We start from the raw sequence: 23,636 nt of genomic DNA, 5'->3' as shown, positions 1-23,636 counted from the left end.
CCGCAGGCCATCTCGTCGTACTCAGGCCGTCGGCAGCCAGCCCACCTTGCCCGCGAGCAGGGCGTAGCCGACGAAGGCGCCGATGTCGAGCAGGGAGTGGGCCACGACCAGCGGACCGATCCGGCCCCAGCGCCGGTACAGCCAGACGAACACCACGCCCATCACCAGGTTGCCGAGGAAGCCGCCGACGCCCTGGTAGAGGTGGTACGAACCGCGCAGGACCGCGCTCGCCACCAGCGCGGTCCCCGGGGTCCAGCCCAACTGGCCGAGCCTGCGCAGCAGATAGCCGACGACGATGACCTCTTCGAGGACCGCGTTCTGCAGGGCCGAGAGGATCAGCACCGGGAATTTCCACCACACGTCCGGCAGCGCCTCGGGGACGACGGTGAGGTTGAAGCCGAGGCCGCGCGCGGCGAGGTAGAAGGCGATGCCGGTGCTGCCGATCACGGCCGCGACACCGGCTCCCCGGCCAAGGTCGGGCCAGGGGCGGGTGCGGTCGAAGCCCAGGGTCCGCATCCCCCGCCCCTCGCGGATCAGGAGGTGGGCGACGAGGGCCACGGGGACCAGAGCGGATGCGATACCGAAGAGCTGCCAGGCGAGGTCGAGCCAGGGGCGGCCCGGCGCGGCCGAGGCGTTGAGGGTGGCCGCCTGGTCCTTGAGGCCGCCCGGCTTGGTGACCGAGCCGATGAAGCTGATCAGCGCGGAGACTCCGCTCGCGCCCAGCGAGAGCGCGAGGACGAGCAGCGTCTCGTCCCGCAGGATCCGCCGCGGATCGCGCTCGCGCGCCACCGATTCGCCCACCGCGTCAGCCTCCACCTGCACCCCTGCCTCCAGCCGGCTCACGGGCCCCAGGCCCACCTATGCCTGGCAAGGATCGCAGAAGGACCCCCGGGTCCCGCCCGCCGGGCGCGGCGGGGTGGGTGAGAACCCGACGTGGTCCGGGGGTATCCGCCCCGTGCCTGCGGAGTCCGGCACGGCATGCGTTCGGCATAGGACGAGTGCGGTCGGGCACGCGTCGGGTGCGATCGAGCGCAGGACGGGTGCGGTCACGAGCGGGTCCGCCGCGGTCCGACGCGGTCCGGCCCGGTCCGACGCGAGTCCCACGCGGGTCAGGCCAGGCCCGCCCCGGTCAGGCCCCGTCAGCCCCGGGACCTGCCCGCTCCGGCGCTACCCGGAGCAGGCAGCGCCGGCGGCTCCAGCCAGGCACTGCCCAGTGCGGGCGGCGTGGACAGCGCACGTCGGACGATGTCCACGTGCGCGCGGCCCAGCCACGCACTGTCCCGTGAGAGGAGTCTCCGCCACCGCCCGCCCGCACACCGGCGGTCAGCCGAGCGGTGCCGGCTCCGGCAGCCCCACCGGCCAGGTGTGCACCGGTTCGCCGACATGCATCAGCTCGGCGTAGCGCCGGGTCGTCGCCGCCAGCGCGGCCTCGCGGCTCAGCCCCTTCTCCAGCGCCCGGTGGAAGGTGGCCGTCTGCCAGGACGCGCCGTTGACCCGGCGGCGGCAGCGCTCCTCGATGACGCCCAGGTAGAGGTCACGGTCCGCTGCCTCGACACCCCACGCGTCCAGGCCGGCCGAGGCCAGCGGGAGCAGTTCGTCCCGGACCAGGGTGACCGCGTCGACCTCGCTCGTACCACCGTAGCGGCCCCGCCTGGGCCAGACGAAGCGGGCGTCGATGCCGTACCGGCACGCCGCGTCGAAGTTGGCCTCGGCGACGGCGAAGGGCATCCGGGTCCACACCGGCCGGGACTCCTCGGCGAGCGCCCGCACCAGGCCGTAGTAGAAGGCCGCGTTGGCGATCACGTCGGTGATGGTGGGTCCGGCCGGCAGCACCCGGTTCTCCACCCTGAGGTGCGGGACACCGTCCGCGATGCCGTACACCGGCCGGTTCCAGCGGTAGATCGTGCCGTTGTGCAGGACGAGTTCGGCGAGCTTGGGTGTGCCGCCGGCGTCCAGGACCTCCAGCGGTTCCTCGTCGTCGCAGAGCGGCAGCAGGGCCGGGAAGTAGCGCAGGTTCTCCTCGAACAGGTCGTAGGCGGAGGAGATCCAGCGCTCCCCGAACCAGGTGCGCGGCCGGACGCCCTGGGTCTGGAGCTCGGGCGGCCGGGTGTCGGTGGACTGCAGGAACAGCGGCGGCCGGGACTCGCGCCACAGTTCGTGACCGAAGAGAAACGGCGAATTGGCGCCTACGGCGATCTGCGCGGCGGACGCCACCTGTGCCGCGTTCCACACGTCCGCGAACCGGGCCGGCGTGACCTGCAGGTGCAGCTGTACGGACGTGCAGGCGGCCTCGGGGACGATCGACTTGGATGTGCACGTCAGGTGCTCCACGCCGTCGATGTCGAGCCGGAAGTCCTCCCCGCGCGCGGCGACGATCTGGTCGTTCAGCAGCGTGTAGCGGTCGACCTCGGAAAGGTTGGAGGAGACCAGGTCGTCCCGGCCGAGCGTGGGCAGGATGCCGATCATCACGATGCCCGCCTCCACCTCGCCGGCCTTGCGGTCCGCGTAGGCGAGCGAGGTGCGCAGCTCCTCGGCGAGCCGGTCGAAAACCCGGCCCCCCAGTCGGTGGGGAGCGATGTTCACTTCCAGGTTGAACATCGCGAGCTCCGTTTGGAAATCACGGCTCGCGATGCGCTCCAGTACCTGCCCGTTCAACATTTTCGGCAGGCCGTCCGCACCCGCGAGATTCAGCTCGATCTCCACGCCCATGAGATTCTTGGGGCGATCGAAGCGCTTCTCGACCAGCAGTCGCTCCAGTCCCGTCAGGCACTTTTGGAGCTTTTCGCGGTAGCGCTGGCGATCGGACAGGTCGAACTGCCCTGCCACGACCTTCTCCCCCATCGACGTGTCCCTCCTCGCACAAGCGGGCCGACGATCGGCCGCCGGGCTCCCGGGGGAAGGCCCCGGGTCAGGATGGATGATGCCCAGCGAGAGCGATCGATAACGTCCCGCGCGGGCCTCGCACCCGCTAGTCTGTCGAATGTTCCCGGCGGCACATTCACGAGGCATGCCGCAACTCGCACCTTCGGGTGCCCCGAACGCCTCGTGAAAAACGCCGACGACATTCGGCCGACCGCTACCGGCACGTACCGCCAGGTCAGCGAGGAGGAGTCGGCGCGAGAATCGGGATAATTTCCGTGAATCGGCGGCTCAATAGCGCCTTGCGGGACCTACCGAAAACGGATAGACGAAACACCGGCCGAACACGCGTCATATAAACTTCGTCCACAAGGCAGAAGGTTGGCGCCCTCGGTCCTGGTTCCTGCCGTGTTCCTGCCGTCACCACGACGGGCGGCAGGCCGAGCCGCACGCACCTTTGTTCACCGACCCGGGCCCCCATCCCTCAGGCCTTTCCCGTGAGCAGACAGCGCCGTCCGCCCCACCCTCCTCGCGCCGCCGCGCCTGTCGAACGAGAGGCGACCCACATGCCGCTGCACGTGCCCCCTGCCCCCGCGCCCGCCCTGCGCTCCGTCCTCACCGCCCTCGGCTCTCCCACCGCGGTCCGCGAGGCCCGCACCCCTTCCCTGCGTGCCGCGCAGGGCCCGGCGACACCCGAACTCCCACTGCCCGTCCATGTGCTGGACCGGATCACCCCCCAAGGCCTGACCGCGACGCGGCTGGCCGGCTGGCGCTTCCTGATCCGCTGCGGCGACCGGGCGGTGGCCGCGGCGGAGACGATGCTCACCCCTGACGGCTGGGCCTTCTCGCACTTCTTCGAAGGCCCCTACATCGCCTCCACCGAGCGCGCCCTCCAGCAGGCCGAGGCACTGCAACAGCCTTATCAGCCGAGACTGCTGTCGGTGCCCGGTCTGTACATGCTCACCCTGTGGCTGCACGGCGACTGCGTCGCCGACGGCGCGGACGGCCACCCGGCCGCCACCGATCTGCTCGTCCCGCTGGCCCCGGCACCGCCCGGTATATCGACGCACCGGCCTTTCCGGGTCGCCGAGTTGCTTCCGGTGCTGACCCATCGGGCTACTCCCGTCCCGCTGCTCGGTTCCCCCGCCTGAACGACACTCGCGTACCCCGCTGCCCGGAAGGGAAGCGGGGTACGTCCGTCCCGGCCGGACGTCATCGCCTGGACTAGCCCGTTCCGGCCACTGCGAACCACCCGAAGGGACAGTGCAGTTGGAGTGAACCGTCCGCGCGGGTGACGCGTCCTGAACCTGTGAGAAGCGGTGCCGCGAAATCCCTGCGGAACGGCGCCCGGAGGACAACACTGGGTTCCGACCGACGTATCACCACGGGGGGACGAAGATGACCACGACCCAGCGAAAGATCCCACCCATGTGCCAGCACAAGCCACCGTGCCCGCCCGCAGAATCCGCCGACCGGGAGTCCGCCCGTCTCGCGGCGCACCACCCGGAACAGGGATGGAGTCTGCTGTGCAACGGCGTCCTGCTCTTCGAGGACACCGGCGAGCTGCTGCCCGACGGCCGGATCATCGCTCCACACCGCCCGCTCGGTGCGGAGCGCGTGATGACCGCCGCCTGAGCGGAGCACACAGGACTTGAGGGGCCGGCCGCACACGACTGGGTGCGCACCGGCCCCGACGCATGTCCGGGGCCGGTCACCGTCCGTGTCCGTACGGCATCGCAGTGCCGCAGTCGTCGTCGGCAGCCCGGGAATCGACGGACATCCCGGCCCCTCGGGCCGCCCGCCCGGCTGGTCGGATCGCCGGTGCGGGAGTGGGATGGAAGGAGAGCTGGAGCCTCGTGGCGGGCGCGGCCGCGGGAGACACCCGGCCGGTGCCCGTGTCTGACGAACGGGGAAGTCATGTCCGGTCACGACGTCTCGGCGACCGCTCGTGTGGTGGTCGGAGTGAGTGGTTCCCTGGGCAGCGTCACGGCACTGCGGCGGGCCGCCGCACTGGCCCGCCGCCTGGGGTCCGCGCTCTGGCCGGTGCTGGCCTGGGAACCGCCGGGCGGTGATCCGGCCGCCCGGCGCTCCCCCGCCTGCGGGCTGCCGACGGAGGAGTGGCAACGACTGGCCAAGCAGCGGCTGGCCGCGGTGCTGGAGGAGATCTTCGGTGTGGCGGGACCCGGCGTACCGATGCGCCCGGTCATCGTCCGCGGCACTCCGGGCCCGGCTCTGGTGGCGATCGCCGACCGCGAGGACGACGTGCTGGTGGTGGGCGCGGGACGGCGCGGCCTCCAACGCGCCTTCTCCGGCCGGGTCTCCCGGCACTGCCTGGCGCACGCCGGCTGCCCGGTCCTCGCGGTACCCCCGTCCCCGCTGGAGTCCGAGCTGCTCACCGTCCACCGACGCAACACCTGGCACCTGCGGATGGACATACGGGAGCTGTGACGGATCGGGCTGTGAGGGATCGGGCCCGGGGACGCGCCCCGCGGGTGCGGACCGGCGCGTCGAACGGGTCGAGAACGGCGCCCCTGGCCAGTCACGGCGGCGCCCTGGTCAGTCACGGTTTCATCCGGACGCGCTGCTCGATCTCCGCGGACGACGTCACCGGCGGATCGGACGGCACCACCAGCCGGCCGAGTGCCGCGGGTCACCGCCTGCCGCACCCCACCCGAACACGCCACCGTCCCTGCCGCGACAGCCACCGACCTCGAAGTCCGCGGCCGGCTGTGGCTCCGCCCGCCACGTCGACGGCGAGACCGCTTGGGGGCGTCCCGGGGCCGCGGGCCTGAGATGACCCGGACCCGCCGCCGCGGGCTGCCGACCCCGGCTCCACTCGGCGGACAACCGCCGGTCCCGGACGGCCGGTCCGCACACCCCGGGACATGACGCTCGGTTGCCGACCCAACCGACGTCGCGCCGCCCCCTCCACCTGGTTCCGCTCCCGCCAACCGGCCCCGACCTCGGCCTCTTGATGCGGCATCCGCTCTCCCGGGCCATTCTTAACGGAAGATTGACGCCCACGGAGCCCGGGATCCGTGGGCCCTGGCGTCACCCTCTGCTTACGCTGGTGCCTCCGTCCGCGTGATGGCCGGAAACAGCGGAGCCGCACCCCAGGAGCACACCGATGGCCACGACCGAGCACCCTCCCAGTCGCCTGCGCGCCTGGATGCTGGAGGGGCTGTCCGACATGGGCAAGGGTGGTGGCCACACCGGACCGCACGCCACACCGGAACCCCCGCACCAAGGACAGCGCTGGTGGCGGGTGATGTGCCTGACCGGCGTCGACTACTTCTCCACCCTGGGCTACCAGCCGGGCATCGCCGCGCTGGCGGCCGGTCTGCTGTCGCCGGTGGCGACCATCGTGCTGGTGATCGTCACCCTGGCCGGCGCCCTGCCGGTCTACCGCCGGGTGTCCGAGGAGAGCCCGCGTGGCGAGGGCTCGATCGCGATGCTGGAGCGGCTGCTGTCCTTCTGGCAGGGCAAGCTGTTCGTGCTCACCCTGCTGGGCTTCGCGGCCACCGACTTCCTGATCACCATCACCCTGTCGGCTGCCGACGCTTCCACCCACCTGGTGGAGAATCCGCACCTCACGAGCGCCCTGCACGGCTACCAGCTGGTGATCACGCTGTGCCTCGTGGCGCTGCTCGGCGCGGTGTTCCTCAAGGGTTTCCTGGAGGCGATCGGAGTCGCGGTCGCCCTGGTCGGCATCTACCTCGCCCTCAACGTCGTCGTCGTGATCGTGGGGCTGTGGCACGTCGTCACGGCCGGGCACGTGATCACGGACTGGACCAGCGCCCTGACCACCGAGCACGGCAACGTCTTCGTGATGATCGGCGTGGCCCTCATCGTCTTCCCGAAGCTCGCCCTGGGTCTCTCCGGCTTCGAGACCGGTGTCGCCGTCATGCCGCACGTCAAGGGCGACCCGGGCGACACCGAGGAGCGTCCGGTCGGCCGGATCAGGGACACCAAGAAGCTGCTGACCACCGCCGCGATCATCATGAGCGTCTTCCTGATCGCCACCAGCTTCATCACCACGCTGCTGATCCCCGAGGACGAGTTCAAGCCGGGCGGCCAGGCCAACGGCCGCGCCCTCGCCTTCCTCGCGCACGAGTACCTCGGTGGCGCCTTCGGCACGGTCTACGACGTCTCGACCATCGCCATCCTGTGGTTCGCCGGCGCCTCCGCCATGGCCGGGCTGCTCAACCTGATGCCGCGCTATCTGCCCCGCTACGGCATGGCCCCGCACTGGGCGCGGGCGGTGCGCCCGATGGTCATCGTCTTCACGCTGGTCGCGTTCCTGGTGACCTGGATCTTCGACGCCAACGTCGACAAGCAGGGCAGCGCCTACGCCACCGGCGTGCTGGTGCTGATCAGCTCGGCGGCGATCGCGGTGACCATCGCCGCGCGCAAGGCGGGACAGCGCGGCTGGACCATCGCGTTCGGGGTGATCGCCACGGTCTTCCTCTACACGACCGTGGTCAACGTCATCGAGCGCCCGGACGGTGTGAAGATCGGCGCCTGCTTCATCGCGGGCATCATCCTGGTGTCGCTGCTGTCCCGGCTGGCCCGTGCCTTCGAGCTGCGGGTGACGAGCGTGACGCTCGACCCACTGGCGGAACGATTCATCCGGGATATGGCCAGTCGCAAGATGCGGTTCATCGCCAACGAGCCGGATAGCCGCGACAAGGCCGAGTACCGCGACAAGATCGAGCAGATCCGCGCCGACAACGACTTGCCGGAGCAGGAGGACTTCGTCTTCGCCGAGGTCACCGTCACCGACCCTTCCGAGTTCGAGGCGGGGCTGACCGTCCGCGGTGAGGTGCTGCACGGCCGCTACCGGGTGCTGACCCTGGAATCCGCCTCCATCCCGAACGCCCTCGCCGCGCTCCTCCTGCACGTCCGTGATGTCACCGGCTGCACCCCGCACATCTACTTCGAGTGGACCGAGGGCAACCCGTTCGCCAACTTCCTGCGTTTCTTCCTCTTCGGTCAGGGCGAGGTCGCCCCGGTCACCCGTGAAGTGCTGCGGGAAGCGGAGCCCGACCGCGAGCGGCGGCCGCGCGTGCACGCGGGCTGAGAATCCGGCCTCGGGGCACACGCCTCGTGCCACGGGCTCCCCGTCGCCCACTGCGCCATATCGCGTCACGCCCGACGGCCAACCCCACGTCGATGGTTCGCGGCGCCTGGCCCTAAGGTGACCGGCATGCAGTCCTACACGATCGGCCAGGCCGCGCGGCTGCTCGGCGTCAGCCCCGACACCGCCCGCCGCTGGGCGGACGCGGGCCGGGTGGCCACCCATCGCGACGAGGCCGGGCGGCGTCTCGTCGACGGCCGTGACCTCGCCGCGTTCTCGGTCGAGCTGGCCAAGTCGGGCGGCGGTGAGGAGGACGCGTCCTACACCTCCGTGCGCAACGCCTTCCCCGGCATCGTCACCGCGATCAAGCTGGGCGACGTCGCCGCCCAGGTGGAGATCCAGGCCGGCCCGCACCGGTTGGTGTCGCTGCTGACCCGGGAAGCGGTCGAGGAACTGGGCCTGGAGGTCGGCATGGAAGCCACCGCGCGCGTGAAGTCCACCAACGTGCACATCGACCGCGTCTGACCCACTCGGCCCACCACGACCGACACGCCCCCAGCCACACCCCACAGACACGCTCAGGTGACCGGCCATGGCGTGGGCGCCGCCGCCGGCCCCGAGACGACGAAGATCGTCACGGGCACAACGGCACATACGACGCAGGCGCCCGCATAACCCGACTGAACGCCCTCCAGCACTACGGTGAGGGCCCATGACCCTGAGTATCCGTAACCAGTTGCCCGGCACCGTCGTCGAGGTGCGCCCGGGCGATGTCATGGCGACCGTCGCAGTCCGGCTCACCGGTGGCCAGCACCTCACCGCCGCCATCACCCGGGAGGCGGTCGAGGAACTCGGTCTGGCACCGGGGACCTCGGTGAAGGCCCTGGTGAAGTCGACGGAGGTTGCCCTGTCCACCGCCCGCGTCGAGGGCCTGTCCATCCGCAACCAGCTCCCCGGCACGGTCACGCGGTTCGTCCTCGGCGAGGCCATGGCCACGGTCGGAGTCTCCGTGGCCGAAGGCGAGCTCACCGCCGCGATCACGAAGGACGCGGCCGGCGACCTCGGCCTCTTCGTGGGCTCCGACGTCATCGCCCTGATCAAGTCGACCGAGGTATCGCTGGCGACGTCGTAGCCGTCCCGAGCGGCCCTGCCGATCCGCCCGGGAACGGCGCGAAGCGGCACGGCACGCGAGGCAGGACAAGGCCGAGGGCCCCGTCCGGATGCGGACGGGGCCCTCGGACCGGCATTCGTCGATGCCGGCGATGCCTCGGTCAGTCCTCGTAGGCGTCCAGCGGCGGGCAGGAGCAGACCAGGTTGCGGTCGCCGAAGGCCTGGTCGATGCGGCGCACCGGCGGCCAGTACTTGTCGGCGACGGACACACCGGCCGGGAAGACGGCCTCCTCGCGGCTGTAGGCGTGCGTCCACTCGCCGCCGAGCGCGGCGGCGGTGTGCGGGGCCCCGCGCAGCGGGTTGTCCTCGGCGGGCCACTCACCGGAGCCGACCTTCTCGATCTCCGCGCGGATGGCGATCATCGCATCGCAGAAACGGTCCAGCTCGCCGAGGTCCTCCGACTCGGTCGGCTCGATCATCAGCGTGCCGGCCACCGGGAAGGACATGGTGGGCGCGTGGAAGCCGTAGTCGATCAGGCGCTTGGCCACGTCGTCCACGCTGACACCGGTCGCCTTGGTCAGCGGACGCAGATCGATGATGCACTCGTGCGCGACCAGGCCGCCGGGACCGGTGTAGAGCACCGGGAAGTGCGGCTCCAGGCGCTTGGCGATGTAGTTCGCGGAGAGCACCGCGACCTGCGTCGCTCGCTTCAGGCCCTCGCCGCCCATGAGGCGGACGTACGACCACGAGATCGGCAGGATGCCCGCGGAGCCCCACGGCGCCGCCGAGATCGGTCCCACGCCCGTCTCCGGGCCGGCCGCCGGCTGCAGCGGGTGGTTCGGCAGATACGGCGCCAGGTGCTCGCGGACCGCGACCGGGCCGACGCCCGGGCCGCCGCCGCCGTGCGGGATGCAGAACGTCTTGTGCAGGTTCAGGTGGGACACGTCGCCGCCGAAGTGGCCCGGCTTGGCGAGGCCGACGAGGGCGTTGAGGTTGGCGCCGTCGACGTACACCTGGCCGCCCGCCTCGTGCACCTGGGCGCAGATGTCCGCGACGTGCTCCTCGAACACACCGTGCGTGGACGGGTAGGTGATCATCAGCACCGCGAGCTGGTCGCGATACTGCTCGATCTTGGCACGCAGGTCGTCGACGTCGATCTCGCCGTCCTCGGCCGTCTTGACGACGACGACCTTCATGCCGGCCATCACGGCGCTGGCCGCGTTGGTGCCGTGCGCGGAGGAGGGAATCAGGCAGATGGTGCGCTGCTCGTCGCCGTTGGCGCGGTGGTAGCCGCGTACGGCCAGCAGACCGGCCAGCTCGCCCTGCGAACCGGCGTTCGGCTGGAGCGAGACCTTGTCGTAGCCGGTGACCTCGGCGAGACGGTCCTCCAGCTCGTGGATGAGCGTGAGGTAGCCCTCGGCCTGCTCGGCGGGAGCGAAGGGGTGCAGCTGGCCGAACTCGGGCCAGGTGACCGGCTCCATCTCCGTGGTCGCGTTGAGCTTCATGGTGCAGGAGCCCAGCGGGATCATGCCGCGGTCGAGCGCGTAGTCGCGGTCGGAGAGCCTGCGCAGATAGCGCAGCATCGCGGTCTCGGAGCGGTGGTCGTGGAAGACCGGGTGGGTGAGGTAGTCGTCCGTGCGCAGCAGCGCCTCGGGCAGCGCCTCCCCGGCCGCGGCGTCCAGCGCCTCGATGTCGGCGTCGACACCGAAGGCGGCGAAGACGGCGTCGAGCTGCGCCCGGTTGGTGGTCTCGTCGCAGGCCAGGGAGACGTGGTCGGCGTCGACCAGGCGGAGGTTGACCCCGCCCGCGCGGGCTGCCTCGACGACCTCGGCGGCCTTGCCGGGCACGCGGGTGGTGAGGGTGTCGAAGTAGGCGCCGTGGACGATCTCGACCCCGCCGGCCCGCAGGCCCTCGGCGAGGATCGTGGCGTAGCGGTGGGTGCGCCGCGCGATGGTCTTCAGGCCTTCGGGCCCGTGGTAGACCGCGTACATCCCCGCCATCACGGCGAGCAGCACCTGTGCGGTACAGATGTTGCTGGTGGCCTTCTCGCGGCGGATGTGCTGCTCACGCGTCTGCAGGGCGAGCCGGTAGGCCCTGTGGCCGTCGGCGTCGACGGAGACGCCCACGAGCCGGCCGGGCAGGCTGCGCGCGAACTGCTCCCGCACCGCCATGTAGCCCGCGTGCGGCCCGCCGAAGCCCATCGGCACGCCGAAGCGCTGGGTGGTGCCGACGGCGATGTCCGCGCCCAGCTCGCCGGGCGAGGTCAGCAGGGTCAGCGCGAGCAGGTCGGCGGCGACGGTGACGACGGCGCCCAGCTCGTGCGCCCGGTCGATGACCGGCTTGATGTCCCGCACGGCCCCGGAGGCGCCCGGGTACTGGATCAGCACGCCGTTGATCTCGCGCTCGGCGATCTCGGCCGGAATGCCGTCGCCCAGGTCGGCGACGACGACCTCGACACCGGTCGGCTCGGCGCGCGTCTCGATGACGGCGATGGTCTGCGGCAGTGCGTCCGCGTCGACCAGGAACAGGCCCTTCTTGTTCTTGCCCATGCGCCGGGACAGCGCCACCGCCTCCGCGGCGGCCGTGCCCTCGTCCAGCAGGGAGGCGCCGGAGGTGGGCAGACCGGTCAGCTCGGCGACCATGGTCTGGAAGTTCAGCAGGGCCTCGAGACGGCCCTGCGAGATCTCCGGCTGGTACGGCGTGTACGCCGTGTACCAGGCGGGGTTCTCCATGACGTTGCGCAGGATGACGGGCGGCGTGAAGGTGCCGTGGTAGCCGAGGCCGATCATGGAACCGAGGACCTGGTTGCGGTCGGCCAGCGAGCGCAGCTCGGCCAGCACCTCGGCCTCGGTGCGGGCACCCGGCAGGCGCAGCGCCTCGGCGTTCTTGATGACGTCCGGCACCGCGGCCGCGGTCAGCTCGTCGAGGGAGCCGTAACCGACCTGGGCGAGCATCTTGGCCCGCTCCTCCGGGTCGGGCCCGATGTGGCGCTGCTCGAAGGGAATACCCTGCTCGAGTTCGGAGAGCGGAATGCGATGGGCGGTCATTTGCGGAGGCCTCCTGGTCTGACACGACCTTCGGGGGGCACCACGGCTCGGGTGCCCCGACGGCCTCCCCCTCTGTCATCTCAACCTGAGAGCTTCACCGGGCGCCCGAGGGCCCCGGCTTTCCCCGTCGGTGAGAGCGGAAGCCATCGACAACCGCTCTGCTTTCCAGAGTGACCTCGTCCGTGCGGTACGTGAGCCTGAGAGATTCCGGGGAGGATTTGCTCCTTCGGCGCCTCCGAGGTGGTCGGAGGACTCTCCCGCACGGGGTCAGCAGCCGCTCTCAGCCTACCAGCGGGGTCAACGGCCGGGTCTTCGAGTGGCCGCCTCCCCCAATGTGCTCTTTCGTAGTGCTTACGGATGAGTTGCGACCACGTGGAGGGAGAGGGACCGTGCAGACCGACATCGATCCGCGCAACCTGATCGGCCGCAAGGCGTTCGACCGCAACGGCACCAAGATCGGCACCATCGACGAGGTGTACCTCGACGACGCCACCGGCGTGCCCGAGTGGGCGGCCATACGCACCGGCCTGTTCTCCCGTGACGCCTTCGTGCCCCTGGAGCCGAGCGAACTGGTCGGGGGCGCCCTCCAGGTCCCCTTCGAGCGCGCCCTGATCAAGGACGCCCCCGACTTCGGCGTGGGCCGCCATCTCTCCCCCGAGCAGGAACTCCAGCTCTACCACCACTACGGCCTGGACGTGGCCCCCTCACCCCCACTTCCGGACCACGACTTCGGCAGGCTGGCCGGCACGGAGGAAACCTGACCCGCCCCGCCGGGACGCCCTACCGCTCCCACCCCCCGACGCCCGCCGGCGGCCTGACTCCCGGCAGGTGACCCCTTCCCCTCCCGTACCCGTCTCTCGTCCGCCTCGTCGGCCGGAAGCCGCCCTTCGGGCGAGGAGGCCGTACCGTCGTCGCGCAGGGCCGTCGGCCCCTTCCCAGGACCTTCCGCACGGCCGTCCGCAGAGCCCTCCCCACCGCGGCTCGACGCGGACTCGCCTGGCTCGGCGGCGGACTCGGCGGACTCGGGTCTCACCACCAACGGCAACGGATCCACCGACTCCAGCGCGGCGTCGTCGACCCGGAACGTCCGCACCCGCCCCCGCTGCTTCGACTGGGGCGTCTCGAAGCGCACGGTGACCCGCCCCAGGCCGCTGCCCTGCACCCAGCCGTGGCCCCACTCGGCGTGCCGTACGTCCTGGCCGGCCCGCCACTGCCGCTCGGCGGGCTCCGGCTGCTCCGTCACCGCCTCGGGTACGACGTCCTCCGCGACACCTTCCGCCGCCCGCTCGGCCGCCGCCCGCTCACGAGCGGCCCGCTCCCCCTCCGCCGCCTGCGCGAACAGGTCCTCCTGGGTGTAGTCGGCGAGCCCGGTGACACCCACGCCGAGCAGCCGTACCCCGCCGGTGGTGTCAACGGATTCCAGCAGGCGCTCGGCCGCCTCCCTGACCACCGCGGGATCGTCCGTGGGGCCTCTGAGCGTCTCGGAGCGGGTGAGCGTGGAGAAGTCGTACCGCCGTACCTTCAAGACGATGGTCCGGCCCGACACCCCGGCCCCGCGCAGCCTCTGTACGCAGCGGTCGGCGAGCCGCCGCACCTCGAGGCCGACCCGCAGCCGGTCGTGGATGTCCACGTCGTAGGTGTCCTCCACCGACACCGACTTGGCCTCGCGCTCGGCGACCACCGGCCGGTCGTCGTGCGCCAGGGCCATCGCGAACAGCGCCTGCCCGTGCGCCTTGCCGAGCATCCGGACGAGTTCGTCCTCACCCGCCTCGGCCAGCTCCCCGACCGTGGTGATGCCGGCCCTGCGCAGATGGTCCCCGGTCGCCGGCCCGACCCCCGGCAGGGTCCGTACCGACATCGGCCCGAGCAGCGCCCGCTCGGTACCCGGCTCGATGACCACCAGACCGTCCGGCTTGGCCTGCTCGGAAGCGATCTTCGCGAGCATCTTGGAGGCGGCGAGCCCCACCGATCCGGTCAGCCCGGTGACCGATCTGATGTCCGCGCGCAGCCTTGCCCCGGCCGAGCGAGCCGATTCCTCGTCCCAGGCCGCTCCCCCGGCCTCCAGGTCCACGAACGCCTCGTCCAGGCTGAGCGGCTCGACCAGCGGCGACAGCTCCCGCAGCAGCGCCATCACCTGCTCGCTGACCGACCGGTACAGAGCGAAGCGCGGCACCAGGTACGCCGCGTTGGGCGCCAGCCGGCGGGCCTGGGCCATCGGCATCGCCGAGTGCACCCCGAAGACCCGGGCCTCGTACGACGCGGTGGCCACCACCCCGCGTGGTCCGAGGCCGCCCACGACGACCGCCTTCCCGCGCAGGCTCGGCTTGGACGCCTGCTCCACCGAGGCGAAGAAGGCATCCATGTCGAGATGCAGGATCGTGGGCGCGTTTCTCACATGTCCGATGCTGCACCACGGCACTGACAATGCGGGGGCACGGACCCGCCCCATGCCCCCGGCTCGCGGCGGGGCCCGCCATCGCCCGTCGCGGCGCGAGGCGGGCGCACGGCTCCGGAGCGGGTCAGACCGCCCGGTTGCGGCGCCGGGCCAGCTCGTCCGCGGGGTTGTGTCCGACGAGGGTCTCACCGGTGTCGACGCGCTCTCCGTGCAGCTGGGAGAGTGCGCTTTCCACATCGCGCCACACCACGCCGACGGCGATCCCGAAGACGCCCTGACCGCCCTGGAGCAGCGCGTGGACCTCGTCGGGCGAGGTGCACTCGTAGACGGTGGCGCCGTCGCTCATCAGGGTCATCCGCTCAAGATCGCGGAAACCGCGTTCCCTGAGGTGCTGGACGGTCGTGCGGATGTTCTGCAGTGAGACACCGGTGTCCAGAAAGCGCTTGACGATCTTCAGGACGACGACGTCCCGGAAGCTGTACAGGCGCTGGGTGCCCGAGCCGTACGCGGGCCGCACACTGGGCTCGACGAGACCCGTACGGGCCCAGTAGTCCAGTTGGCGGTAGGTGATGCCGGCGGCCGCGCAGGCCGTCGGTCCCCGGTAGCCGAGCTCCTCGGATGCCATGGACGCCGCCCCTCCGCCGCTCGGCACCGCCGTCGGCCGGTGCGGAGCGTGATCGACCGCGCCGCCCTGCTGAGGGTGGCCCCCGCCGGCACGCAGCTGAGAGCCCGGGGAAGGGTACGGACCGCTCTCCCCGAAACCGCGTTCCGGGGCACCCCCAGCCGTACCGTCGCCGCTCGTTCTCACGCCGACCTCCGTCCTTGACCTGCCTTCTCGACGGTAGGCAGTCACCAGGGGTGCGTCAACGATCGCCACACTCGGCACGCCGAGTGATAATCACCCTAGGAGTGGTTTTCCGTGCCCCACCGCGGGGAAAGGCTAGCCGAATGCGCTCGCCGAGGGCCGTAGGACGCTCTCAATGGCCGGTGGCAATTGCCCGCGAGCTTGCGCCACCCGGCGGCCGCGCGAGGGCCGTACAGACGGCGGCACGCTCCCGTGAACGCGCCGGTCCGTGTGGCCCGTCAGCGTGCGTCAGCTCACTGGCTGCTCGTGCCGAAGTCCTCGGGCGAGATCTGGTCGAGGAACTCGCGGAACTTCTCCACCTCGTCCTCCTGCTCGTCCGGGATCGCGATGCCCGCGTCGTCCAGCACCGTGTCACTGCCGTAGATCGGCGTCCCGGTGCGCAGGGCCAGCGCTATGGCATCCGAGGGACGGGCACTGACCTCGACCCCGCTGGCGAAGACCAGCTCCGCGTAGAAGACGCCCTCCCGCAGATCGGTGATGCGCACTTCGGTCAGCTCCTGGCCGACGGCCTCCAGCACGTCCTTGAACAGGTCGTGGGTCAGCGGCCGCGCGGGGGCCATGCCCTGCTGGGCGAAGGCGATCGCCGTGGCCTCCCCCGGCCCGATCCAGATGGGGAGGTAACGGTCGCCTCCCACTTCGCGCAGGAGCACGATCGGCTGGTTGGAGGGCATTTCGACCCGGACACCTACGACATCGAGCTCGTTCACACAGCAACCCTAGGCCGTGCCCGGGACGTTTGGGTAGTCGGGCCGGGAACAGGTGCCCGATCCGGCCGCTCCGCGACCGCGCCGTCAGGGCAGGTGGAGGCCGAGAGCGGTCTTCACCAGCGCCGCGTGCAGCTTCATGGTGAGCGCCGCCAGCTCCCGCGCACGGGCCTCGGCGAGCGCCCTGGTCTGGGGATTGCGGTGCCTCCGAAGCGGGGTCACCACCTGGTCCACCAGCCCCGCCTCGCGGTCGGCGGCGGCCTTCATCACCCGAAGGTGGCGCGGCTCGATACCGAAACGGCCCAGTTGGGCGACGAGTGAGGCCACCGTGACGGCTTCGGCGTCGTACGCCCCGTCCTCCAGGGGGGCGATGAGGCCGTAGGACTCCCACTCCCGCAGTGCGTCCTCGTCGATGTCCGCGGCCGCCAGCAGCTCGGCCTTGCCGACCCGGGCGACCGTACGGCCCCCCGGGAGCCCCTCGACGTCGTCCGCGGTGCGCTGGCGGCCCACCATGGGCAGCGGGGCGGCCTCGCCCCGCTCCATGGCGTCCAGGTGCTCACGGATGACCTTGAGCGGGAGGTAATGGTCCCGCTGCATCCGCAGGACGTGTCCGAGCCGCTCGACGTCACCGGTGCTGAACTTGCGGTACCCGGAGGGCGTCCGCTGCGGCTCGATGAGCCCCTCGGACTCCAGGAACCGGATCTTGGAGATCGTGACCTCGGGGAACTCGACCCGCAGCGCGTTCAGCACCGCGCCGATGCTCATCAGCCCACTGTCCCTGGCGGCGGTGCCGCCACCGGCACCGCCGCTCGGTGTTTGAAGCATGGACCTTCCCTGGGGAGCCCCCCGGACGCCGGTCCGGGGGCGGGTGGTCAGATGCCCTGCCGGCTCGCGTAGAACACCAGTCGGTACTTGCCGATCTGCACCTCGTCACCGTTCGCCAGGGGGACCTGGTCGATCCGCTCGCGGTTGACGTAGGTGCCGTTCAGGCTGCCCACGTCGGCCACGGTGAAGGAGCCGTCCGGAGAGCGGCGGAACTCCACATGCCGACGCGAGACCGTCACGTCGTCCAGGAAGATGTCGCTCTGCGGGTGACGGCCGGCCGTGGTCAGGTCGCTGTCCAGCAGGAACCGGCTGCCCGAGTTCGGCCCCCGGCGCACCACCAGCAGTGCCGAGCCCAGCGGCAGCGCGTCCACCGCGGCCTGGGCCTCCGGCGACAGCATCGGCAGCGGCGTCTGGCCGGTGACCTCCGCGTCGTAGGCCTCGAGGCCCGAGATCGAGATCGTGGACGTCGTCTCGGAGGCACGCTCGGGCGCCACTCCGGGACGCAGGGGCGCACCGCAGTTGGAACAGAAGCGGGCGTTCTCCGCGTTGCGGTTACCGCACCTCGTACACACCAGGACCGACATCGACGGATCCTCCTGCCGCGGCTGCCCCGCCGGGGCGTTGGACGCGTACGGGCCGGAGGCGAACCCTCCACCCGCACCTGAGGGTGACGGTTGCCCGAAACCTATGCCGCCGGACTGGGCAGGGTCAACAGACGCCGCGCCCTGACCACCCGAAATGTCACCGCCCGGACCAGCGACCTGGTCCCGGAACAGCGGGCGCCGACCCTCCGCGTCAGGCTGTGCGCGATGGCGAGCGGTCGCGTTGTCGCTACCCTCTCGCGCGCTCTTGCCGAACAACTTCGCAAACAACTTCACGGGCGATTCCCCTTGACCGAAACAGACCCGCCCGTGGGGCAGGACGAACCCTGATTGCCTACACCGGCCGAGCCGGACATTCTCACAACGTCCGTAACCACCAGACAGTTTCCACCACGCACCACCCCTTCGGTGCGCCGACCCCCCGCAACCTCATGCCCCTGCGCGACGCCCCCCATGCACCGGCGGTTCACTGGGAGGACGACCGAGCGTAGTCAGGCCGCTTCACCTGTCGCAAGGCGTCCACGACGATCTTGTCCGACCGCTCGACCGTCACCGTGGCCTGCTCCTTCTCCAGAGTCTGCACCACGCCTCCGGGAATGTTCAGCGCCGGCTCCAGGTCCTGCGGCTTGCCGATGACCTGGAAACGATAGGGAGCGTTGATCTTGTTCCCGTCGACGCTCACCGACTTGCCGGAGTCGGTGAAATAGGTGTTCGCGACCACCCGTACCCCGTTGACCTGGATCGCCTCCGCACCGGCCGCGCGCAGCTCCTGAATCGCGTCGAGCAGCATGTCCGCCTGGACCGTTCCCTTCGTGTCCTCGATCGTCATCGTGATGCCGGGACCCCTCGCCGCCACGGTGCCCGCCAGGATGCCGAGTTGCCTCTCCTTCTCGGCAGTCTGCCGGCGCGCCTCCGCGGCCTGGTCGGAGCTGCTCTGCAACTCCTGACTCTGCTTCTCCAGTCCCTGCTTCTCGTCCTGAAGACGCTGAGTGCGCGAATCCAGTTCATCGAGGATGCGCACAAGATCTTCCTGGCGTGCGCCGCGCAACGCGCTGTCACTGTCACTGTTCGACGCCACCTGCACGGCCAGGCCGAAGCCGAGGCCGAACAGCAGGATCGCGACGATGAGTTGGGCCCGGGTGATCCGCGGCGGCCACAGACCCTTCACCAGCCGCTGCCGGCCGGTCAGCGGCCCCTGGGCCTTCTGCTCCGGCGCGAGCTCGGGGGCCGGCGCGGGCTCGGGGGCCGGCGCGCGCACCTCGTCCGGCAGTTCCTTGCGCAGCCCGTTCTCGGGCCGCTCGTCACGGTCGCTCATGTCCCTCACGCCCGGAAGACATGTCGCCGGATCGCCGCGGCGTTGGAGAAGATCCGGATGCCCAGCACCACGACGACGCCGGTGGAGAGCTGCGCGCCCACACCCAACTTGTCGCCGAGGAAGACGATCAGGGCGGCGACGACCACGTTGGACAGGAACGACACCACGAAGACCTTGTCGTCGAAGATGCCGTCGAGCATCGCCCGCAGACCGCCGAAGACGGCGTCCAGCGCCGCGACGACGGCGATCGGCAGATACGGTTCGACGACCGCCGGAACCTCCGGTCGGACCAACAGGCCGGCCACGACTCCCACGACGAGGCCCAGTACGGCGATCACGATGTGCCCTTCTCAGTTTTCTCGGTCTTCTCGGGGTTCGGCTGTGCGGTACGCACGATCACACTGGGGGCGGCGGGCAACCGGACGTCGCCCTGCGCTGAGACGGTGGCGCGGATGGCGTAGTTCTCCTCCAGGGCGTGCAGATACAGCCCATCGGCACTGTTCTGGAACCTGGTGCTCAGCCTCTCCCCGTCCCCCACCGCCAGGACCGTGTACGGCGGCACCAGCGGCTTGTTGTCGACGAGGATCGCTTCCCCCGCGGCCCTGATCGCGGACAGGGCGGTCAGCCGCCGGCCGTTGATGGAGACGGCCTCGGCGCCGGAGGCCCACAGGCCGTTGACCACCCGCTGCATGTCCCGGTCGCGCACCCGGCCGGTGTCGGAGAACCCCGAGGTCTCCCGCGGGTTGCTCCCGTCACCGCCGCTGCTGGCCTCTTTGGCGTCGTTCACCACGAGCTTGATGCCGGGTCCGTGTACCGCGGTGGCTCCCGACAACATGCCCATCAGGTCGGCCTCCGCGCTGCCACCGCTGGACTTCAGCGCCGCCCGCTGCCGCGCGCCGACCTGGTCGCGCAGCTTGTCGACGGTGCCCTCGAGCTTGTCCGCGTCCGCGGTCTCCCCGTCGATGCGGTCGATCAGCTCCTGGCGCTCCTTGGCCACCGCCGGAGCCGTCACCCGCGCCTGCGCCGCCCCGACGGTCACCACCAGTGCCGCCAGGACGAGACCGGCCGCGAGGCCCAGCTTCGCCCTCAGGGTCTTCGGCAGGCCGCCCTCACCCTCGGACGTCTTCCGGGCGGCGGCTTCGGCATACCCGTCGTCGAGGCTGTGATCCATGACGTTGGTGATCAACGACATGGAGGCGTCCGGGCGCCGCGACCGCGTGGGGCTGCTCCGAACGGGGGGTTGCTGCGGCATGCCGCACATCGTCGCATGTCGCGACCGGTACCTCCGAATGGCCCCACCGGCGTGCCGGACACGCCCCCTTCGGGACACGTGTCCGGCACGCACGCGTGCGGCGTTTCCGGCGCCGTCCGGCGTTACCCGGCCACCCCGGCGGGCCTGCTGTTTCGCACCTCGACCGGCCTCATCGGCCGGCGCTGTCCACGACGGCCGCCCACTCGTCCAGCAGGGCCTGCGCGGAGGCGTCGTCGGGGCCCTCGGCCCACAGATGGGTGACGGCCTCGGCCGGGTCGGGCAGCACCATCACCCAGCGCCCGTCCGTCTCCACGACCCGCACACCGTCGGTCGTGTCGACAAAGCGATCTCCGGCGGCCTCGACCACTCGTCGCATCACCAGGCCCTTGACGGCCCACGGCGTCGCCAGGTCCCGCTTGAGCACGTGCGCCCGCGGAATCCGGGCGTCGATCTGGCTCAGCGTGAGCTGCGTCCGTGCCACCAACCCGATCAGCCGTACGAAGGCCGCCGTGCCGTCGTAGACGCTGCTGAACTCGGGGACGATGAACCCGCCCTTGCCGTCGCCGCCGAAGATGGTGCCTTCCTCACCACCCACGCGCGTGAGGTCGTCCGGCGAGGTGGTCGTCCATTCGACCTGGGTGCCGTGGTAGGCGGCCACCTGCTCGGCGATCCGGGTCGTCGTCACCGGCAGGGCCACCCGGCCGCTGCGCCGCTCCGCGGCCACCAGGTCCAGCATCACCAGCAGGGCGCGGTCGTCCTCGATGATCCGGCCCTTCTCGTCCACGAGCGACAGCCGCTCGCCGACCGGGTCGAACCGCACACCGAAAGCGGCGCCCGAGGACGCCACGATCTCACCGAGCCGCACCAGCCCGTTGCGCCGCACCTCGGGGGTCTCCGTGGGCCGGGACTCGTCGAGACCGGGGTTGATGGTCAGCGAGTCCACGCCGAGCTTGCCGAGCAGGCTGGGCAGCACGAGCCCGGCGCTGCCGTTGGACGCGTCGACGACGACCTTGAGCCCCGCCTCCGCGATCCCCGTCGTGTCGACGTTGCGCAGCAGCGACCCCGTGTAGGAGTCGAAGACGCTGGCGGGGAAGTACAGGTCGCCGATCTCACCGGGGAACGCCCGGCGGTACTCCTGGCGGGCGAACACCCGGTCCAGCTTGCGCTGACTGCCCTGCGAGAGGTCCGCGCCGTTGCCGTCGAAGAACATGATGTCCACCGAGTCCGGCACGCCGGGCGACGTCCGGATCATGATGCCGCCGGCACTTCCGCGCGCGGTCTGCTGGCGGGCCACGGGCAGCGGCACGTTCTCCAGGTCGCGTACGTCGATGGCGCTGGTCTGCAGCGCGGAGATGACCGCCCGCTTGAGCGCCCGGGCACCACGGGAGTGGTCACGGGCGGTGGTGACGGTCGACCCCTTCTTCAGGGTCGTGGCGTACGCGCCGGCCAGCCGAACCGCCAGCTCCGGGGTGATCTCGACGTTCAGGATGCCGGTCACTCCACGGGCACCGAACAGGTGGGCCTGCCCCCGGGACTCCCAGATGACCGAGGTGTTGACGAAGGCACCGGCCTCGATGGTCTTGAACGGGTAGACCCGGACGTTGCCCTGGACGATCGATTCTTCACCGATCAGGCACTCGTCACCGATGACCGCGCCGTCCTCGATGCGGGCGGCGCGCATGATGTCGGTGTTCTTGCCGACGACGCAGCCGCGCAGATTGCTGTGCTGTCCGACGTACACGTTGTCGTGCACGACGGCCCTGTGCAGGAAGGCACCGCTCTTGACGACGACGTTCGAGCCGACGACCGTGTGCTCGCGGATCTCCGCGCCGGCCTCGACCTTCGCGTAGTCGCCGATGTACAGCGGCCCGCGCAGCTCGGCATCGGGGTGCACCTCGGCACCCTCGGCCACCCACACGCCCGGCGAGATCTCGAAGCCGTCGATGTCGACGTTGACCTTGCCCTCGAGGACGTCGGCCTGGGCCTTCACATAGCTCTCGTGCGTGCCGACGTCCTCCCAGTAGCCCTCGGCGACATAGCCGTAGATCGGCTTGCCTTCCTTCATGAGCTGCGGAAAGACATCGCCGGACCAGTCGACCGGAACATCGGGGTCGACGTAGTTGAAGACCTCGGGCTCCATGACGTAGATGCCCGTGTTCACCGTGTCGGAGAAGACCTGCCCCCAGGTCGGCTTCTCCAGGAAGCGCTCGACCTTGCCCTCTTCGTCGACGATGGTGATGCCGAACTCCAGCGGATTGGGCACGCGGGTCAGGCAGACCGTGACCATCGCGCCCTTCTCCTTGTGGAAATTGATCAGCTCGGTGAGGTCGAAGTCGGTCAGGGCATCGCCGGAGATGACGAGGAAGGCATCGTCCTTCAGCGCCTCTTCGGCGTTCTTGACGCTTCCGGCGGTACCGAGTGGCTTCTCCTCATTGGCATAGGTGAGCTCCATTCCGAGCTCTTCGCCGTCACCGAAGTAGTTCTTGACGAGGGATGCCAGGAACTGCACGGTGACCACGGTCTCGTTGAGCCCATGCTTTTTGAGCAGCCGTAGCACATGCTCCATGATCGGGCGGTTGACCACGGGCAGGAGCGGCTTGGGCATGCTTGAGGTCATGGGGCGCAGGCGCGTGCCTTCGCCTCCGGCCATCACGACGGCCTTCATGTCGGAAGCGTCCTCCTTAAGAGACGACGGTCTAGCCGACTTCACCCGTCCAGATTGTCCCGCACATTTCCAGCGGGGGCCATCGATACGTCAGGACATGAGCCGGGCTCAATCGGCCATGGCGTCCGCGCGAACCAAACGGCGGACCTGTACCACGTACAGCACTCCTGCCCACCAATAGAGAGTTGTACCCCATCCGGCGAACGCCCATCCGAAAATTGCGGCGAGTGACGCGATCCAACCAGTTCCGTCGCTGAGGAGCAGGAGCGGGAAGGCGTACATCAGGTTGAAGGTGGCCGCCTTCCCCAGGAAGTTCACCTGCGGTGGCGGGTACCCGTGCCGGCGGAGGATTCCCACCATCACCAGCAGAACCAGCTCCCTCGCCAGCAGCAGGCCGGTGAGCCACAGCGGGAGGATCTCCCGCCAGGTGAGGCCGAGCAGCGTGGTGAGGACGTAGAGGCGGTCGGCCGCGGGGTCGAGGAGCCGGCCAAGGCTGCTGATCTGGTTCCAGCGCCGGGCGAGCTTGCCGTCGAGGTAGTCGCTGACTCCGCTGAACGCCAGCACCAGGAGGGCCCAGCCGTCGCTGTTGGGGCCTCCGAACTCCGGCCTGAGGATCAGCCAGAGGAAGAGGGGTACGCCAACGAGCCGCGCCATGCTGAGAATGTTGGGGATGGTGAGGACCCGGTCTGTCTGGACGCGGGTCTCCTGGACCTCCACCCGGGGGCCTCCTGTGCGAAACGAACCAACGATGCCCCCTGACCCTACCTCAACGCAAAAAAGCTCCGGCTCTCGGGCTTATGCCCAAGAGCCGGAGCTACAAAAGGAGTTCGGCGGCGTCCTACTCTCCCACAGGGTCCCCCCTGCAGTACCATCGGCGCTGTGAGGCTTAGCTTCCGGGTTCGGTATGTAACCGGGCGTTT

20 protein-coding genes, 1 rRNA gene and 1 riboswitch are annotated in these 23,636 nt (G+C 70.4%); of the genes, 7 read left to right on the top strand and 14 right to left on the bottom strand.

Annotated features, from left to right (window positions below):
• Nucleotides 1-21 precede the first annotated feature (21 nt).
• Nucleotides 22-822, bottom strand: coding sequence for a CPBP family intramembrane glutamic endopeptidase (locus tag ACIBA9_RS32435; RefSeq protein ID WP_393902555.1), 801 nt, complete (start codon nucleotides 820-822; stop codon nucleotides 22-24).
• Nucleotides 823-1,323: 501 nt separating this feature from the next.
• A complete protein-coding gene (locus tag ACIBA9_RS32430) occupies nucleotides 1,324-2,841 on the bottom strand; it encodes a glutamate--cysteine ligase (protein ID WP_399368655.1) in 1,518 nt (505 codons plus the stop codon).
• A 584-nt stretch (nucleotides 2,842-3,425) separates the two neighbouring features.
• Here ACIBA9_RS32430 and ACIBA9_RS32425 point away from each other — a divergent pair.
• From ACIBA9_RS32425 to ACIBA9_RS32400, 6 genes are all read left to right on the top strand, one after another.
• The gene (locus tag ACIBA9_RS32425) at nucleotides 3,426-4,010 is read left to right on the top strand and encodes a hypothetical protein (RefSeq protein WP_362155897.1); all 585 of its coding nucleotides are present in this window, start codon (nucleotides 3,426-3,428) and stop codon (nucleotides 4,008-4,010) included.
• A gap of 277 nt (nucleotides 4,011-4,287) precedes the next feature.
• Nucleotides 4,288-4,494 (top strand): DUF5999 family protein, encoded by a 207-nt coding sequence (locus ACIBA9_RS32420; RefSeq protein WP_399368653.1) that lies wholly within the window; start codon nucleotides 4,288-4,290, stop codon nucleotides 4,492-4,494.
• A 282-nt stretch (nucleotides 4,495-4,776) separates the two neighbouring features.
• Nucleotides 4,777-5,307, top strand: a complete 531-nt coding sequence (locus tag ACIBA9_RS32415) for a universal stress protein (protein ID WP_399368651.1) — start codon at nucleotides 4,777-4,779, stop codon at nucleotides 5,305-5,307.
• 679 nt (nucleotides 5,308-5,986) lie between these two features.
• Nucleotides 5,987-7,939, top strand: coding sequence for an amino acid transporter (locus ACIBA9_RS32410; protein WP_399368649.1), 1,953 nt, complete (start codon nucleotides 5,987-5,989; stop codon nucleotides 7,937-7,939).
• Nucleotides 7,940-8,065: 126 nt separating this feature from the next.
• Nucleotides 8,066-8,461: a molybdopterin-binding protein gene (locus ACIBA9_RS32405; protein WP_393902560.1), complete on the top strand. Its 396-nt coding sequence runs from the start codon at nucleotides 8,066-8,068 to the stop codon at nucleotides 8,459-8,461.
• Between the two features lie 187 nt (nucleotides 8,462-8,648).
• Entirely contained in the window at nucleotides 8,649-9,068 is a 420-nt protein-coding gene (locus ACIBA9_RS32400; RefSeq protein WP_362155911.1) for a TOBE domain-containing protein, read from the top strand.
• A 139-nt stretch (nucleotides 9,069-9,207) separates the two neighbouring features.
• Here ACIBA9_RS32400 and gcvP read toward each other — a convergent pair whose 3' ends face one another.
• Nucleotides 9,208-12,093, bottom strand: coding sequence for an aminomethyl-transferring glycine dehydrogenase (gene gcvP / locus ACIBA9_RS32395; RefSeq protein WP_399368646.1), 2,886 nt, complete (start codon nucleotides 12,091-12,093; stop codon nucleotides 9,208-9,210).
• A 175-nt stretch (nucleotides 12,094-12,268) separates the two neighbouring features.
• A riboswitch (glycine riboswitch) is annotated at nucleotides 12,269-12,363 on the bottom strand.
• Between the two features lie 119 nt (nucleotides 12,364-12,482).
• Here gcvP and ACIBA9_RS32390 point away from each other — a divergent pair.
• The gene (locus ACIBA9_RS32390) at nucleotides 12,483-12,854 is read left to right on the top strand and encodes a PRC-barrel domain-containing protein (protein WP_399368644.1); all 372 of its coding nucleotides are present in this window, start codon (nucleotides 12,483-12,485) and stop codon (nucleotides 12,852-12,854) included.
• On the opposite strand, the gene ACIBA9_RS32385 is transcribed toward ACIBA9_RS32390, so the two are convergent.
• The 11 genes from ACIBA9_RS32385 to rrf form a co-directional block, all read right to left on the bottom strand.
• Entirely contained in the window at nucleotides 12,776-14,488 is a 1,713-nt protein-coding gene (locus ACIBA9_RS32385) for a DNA polymerase IV (RefSeq protein WP_399368642.1), read from the bottom strand. The genes ACIBA9_RS32390 and ACIBA9_RS32385 overlap by 79 nt on opposite strands.
• 124 nt (nucleotides 14,489-14,612) lie before the next feature.
• On the bottom strand, nucleotides 14,613-15,296 hold the full coding sequence (locus tag ACIBA9_RS32380) for a MerR family transcriptional regulator (RefSeq protein WP_362155921.1): 684 nt from the start codon (nucleotides 15,294-15,296) through the stop codon (nucleotides 14,613-14,615).
• A 290-nt stretch (nucleotides 15,297-15,586) separates the two neighbouring features.
• Nucleotides 15,587-16,060: a bifunctional nuclease family protein gene (locus tag ACIBA9_RS32375; RefSeq protein ID WP_026253112.1), complete on the bottom strand. Its 474-nt coding sequence runs from the start codon at nucleotides 16,058-16,060 to the stop codon at nucleotides 15,587-15,589.
• 84 nt (nucleotides 16,061-16,144) lie between these two features.
• Nucleotides 16,145-16,882, bottom strand: coding sequence for a MerR family transcriptional regulator (locus tag ACIBA9_RS32370; protein ID WP_399368640.1), 738 nt, complete (start codon nucleotides 16,880-16,882; stop codon nucleotides 16,145-16,147).
• Between the two features lie 47 nt (nucleotides 16,883-16,929).
• Nucleotides 16,930-17,760: an FHA domain-containing protein gene (locus ACIBA9_RS32365; RefSeq protein WP_362155927.1), complete on the bottom strand. Its 831-nt coding sequence runs from the start codon at nucleotides 17,758-17,760 to the stop codon at nucleotides 16,930-16,932.
• A gap of 190 nt (nucleotides 17,761-17,950) precedes the next feature.
• Nucleotides 17,951-18,799: a DUF881 domain-containing protein gene (locus tag ACIBA9_RS32360; RefSeq protein ID WP_399368637.1), complete on the bottom strand. Its 849-nt coding sequence runs from the start codon at nucleotides 18,797-18,799 to the stop codon at nucleotides 17,951-17,953.
• 5 nt (nucleotides 18,800-18,804) lie between these two features.
• On the bottom strand, nucleotides 18,805-19,137 hold the full coding sequence (locus tag ACIBA9_RS32355; RefSeq protein ID WP_003988855.1) for a small basic family protein: 333 nt from the start codon (nucleotides 19,135-19,137) through the stop codon (nucleotides 18,805-18,807).
• The gene (locus ACIBA9_RS32350) at nucleotides 19,134-19,991 is read right to left on the bottom strand and encodes a DUF881 domain-containing protein (RefSeq protein ID WP_399368635.1); all 858 of its coding nucleotides are present in this window, start codon (nucleotides 19,989-19,991) and stop codon (nucleotides 19,134-19,136) included. Before ACIBA9_RS32350 ends, ACIBA9_RS32355 begins: the two co-directional genes overlap by 4 nt.
• A 229-nt stretch (nucleotides 19,992-20,220) precedes the next feature.
• A complete protein-coding gene (locus tag ACIBA9_RS32345) occupies nucleotides 20,221-22,716 on the bottom strand; it encodes a mannose-1-phosphate guanyltransferase (protein ID WP_362155936.1) in 2,496 nt (831 codons plus the stop codon).
• Nucleotides 22,717-22,824: 108 nt separating this feature from the next.
• Complete coding sequence (locus tag ACIBA9_RS32340) at nucleotides 22,825-23,433, bottom strand: CDP-alcohol phosphatidyltransferase family protein (protein ID WP_362155939.1); 609 nt, start codon at nucleotides 23,431-23,433, stop codon at nucleotides 22,825-22,827.
• Between the two features lie 108 nt (nucleotides 23,434-23,541).
• A 5S ribosomal RNA gene (rrf, locus tag ACIBA9_RS32335) occupies nucleotides 23,542-23,636 on the bottom strand; the annotation flags it as partial.

This window comes from Streptomyces sp. NPDC051452, assembly GCF_044454765.1.
GTDB lineage: Bacteria > Actinomycetota > Actinomycetes > Streptomycetales > Streptomycetaceae > Streptomyces.
Note: the sequence above shows the minus strand (reverse complement) of the source record. Positions and strands in the feature narration are given on the sequence as shown.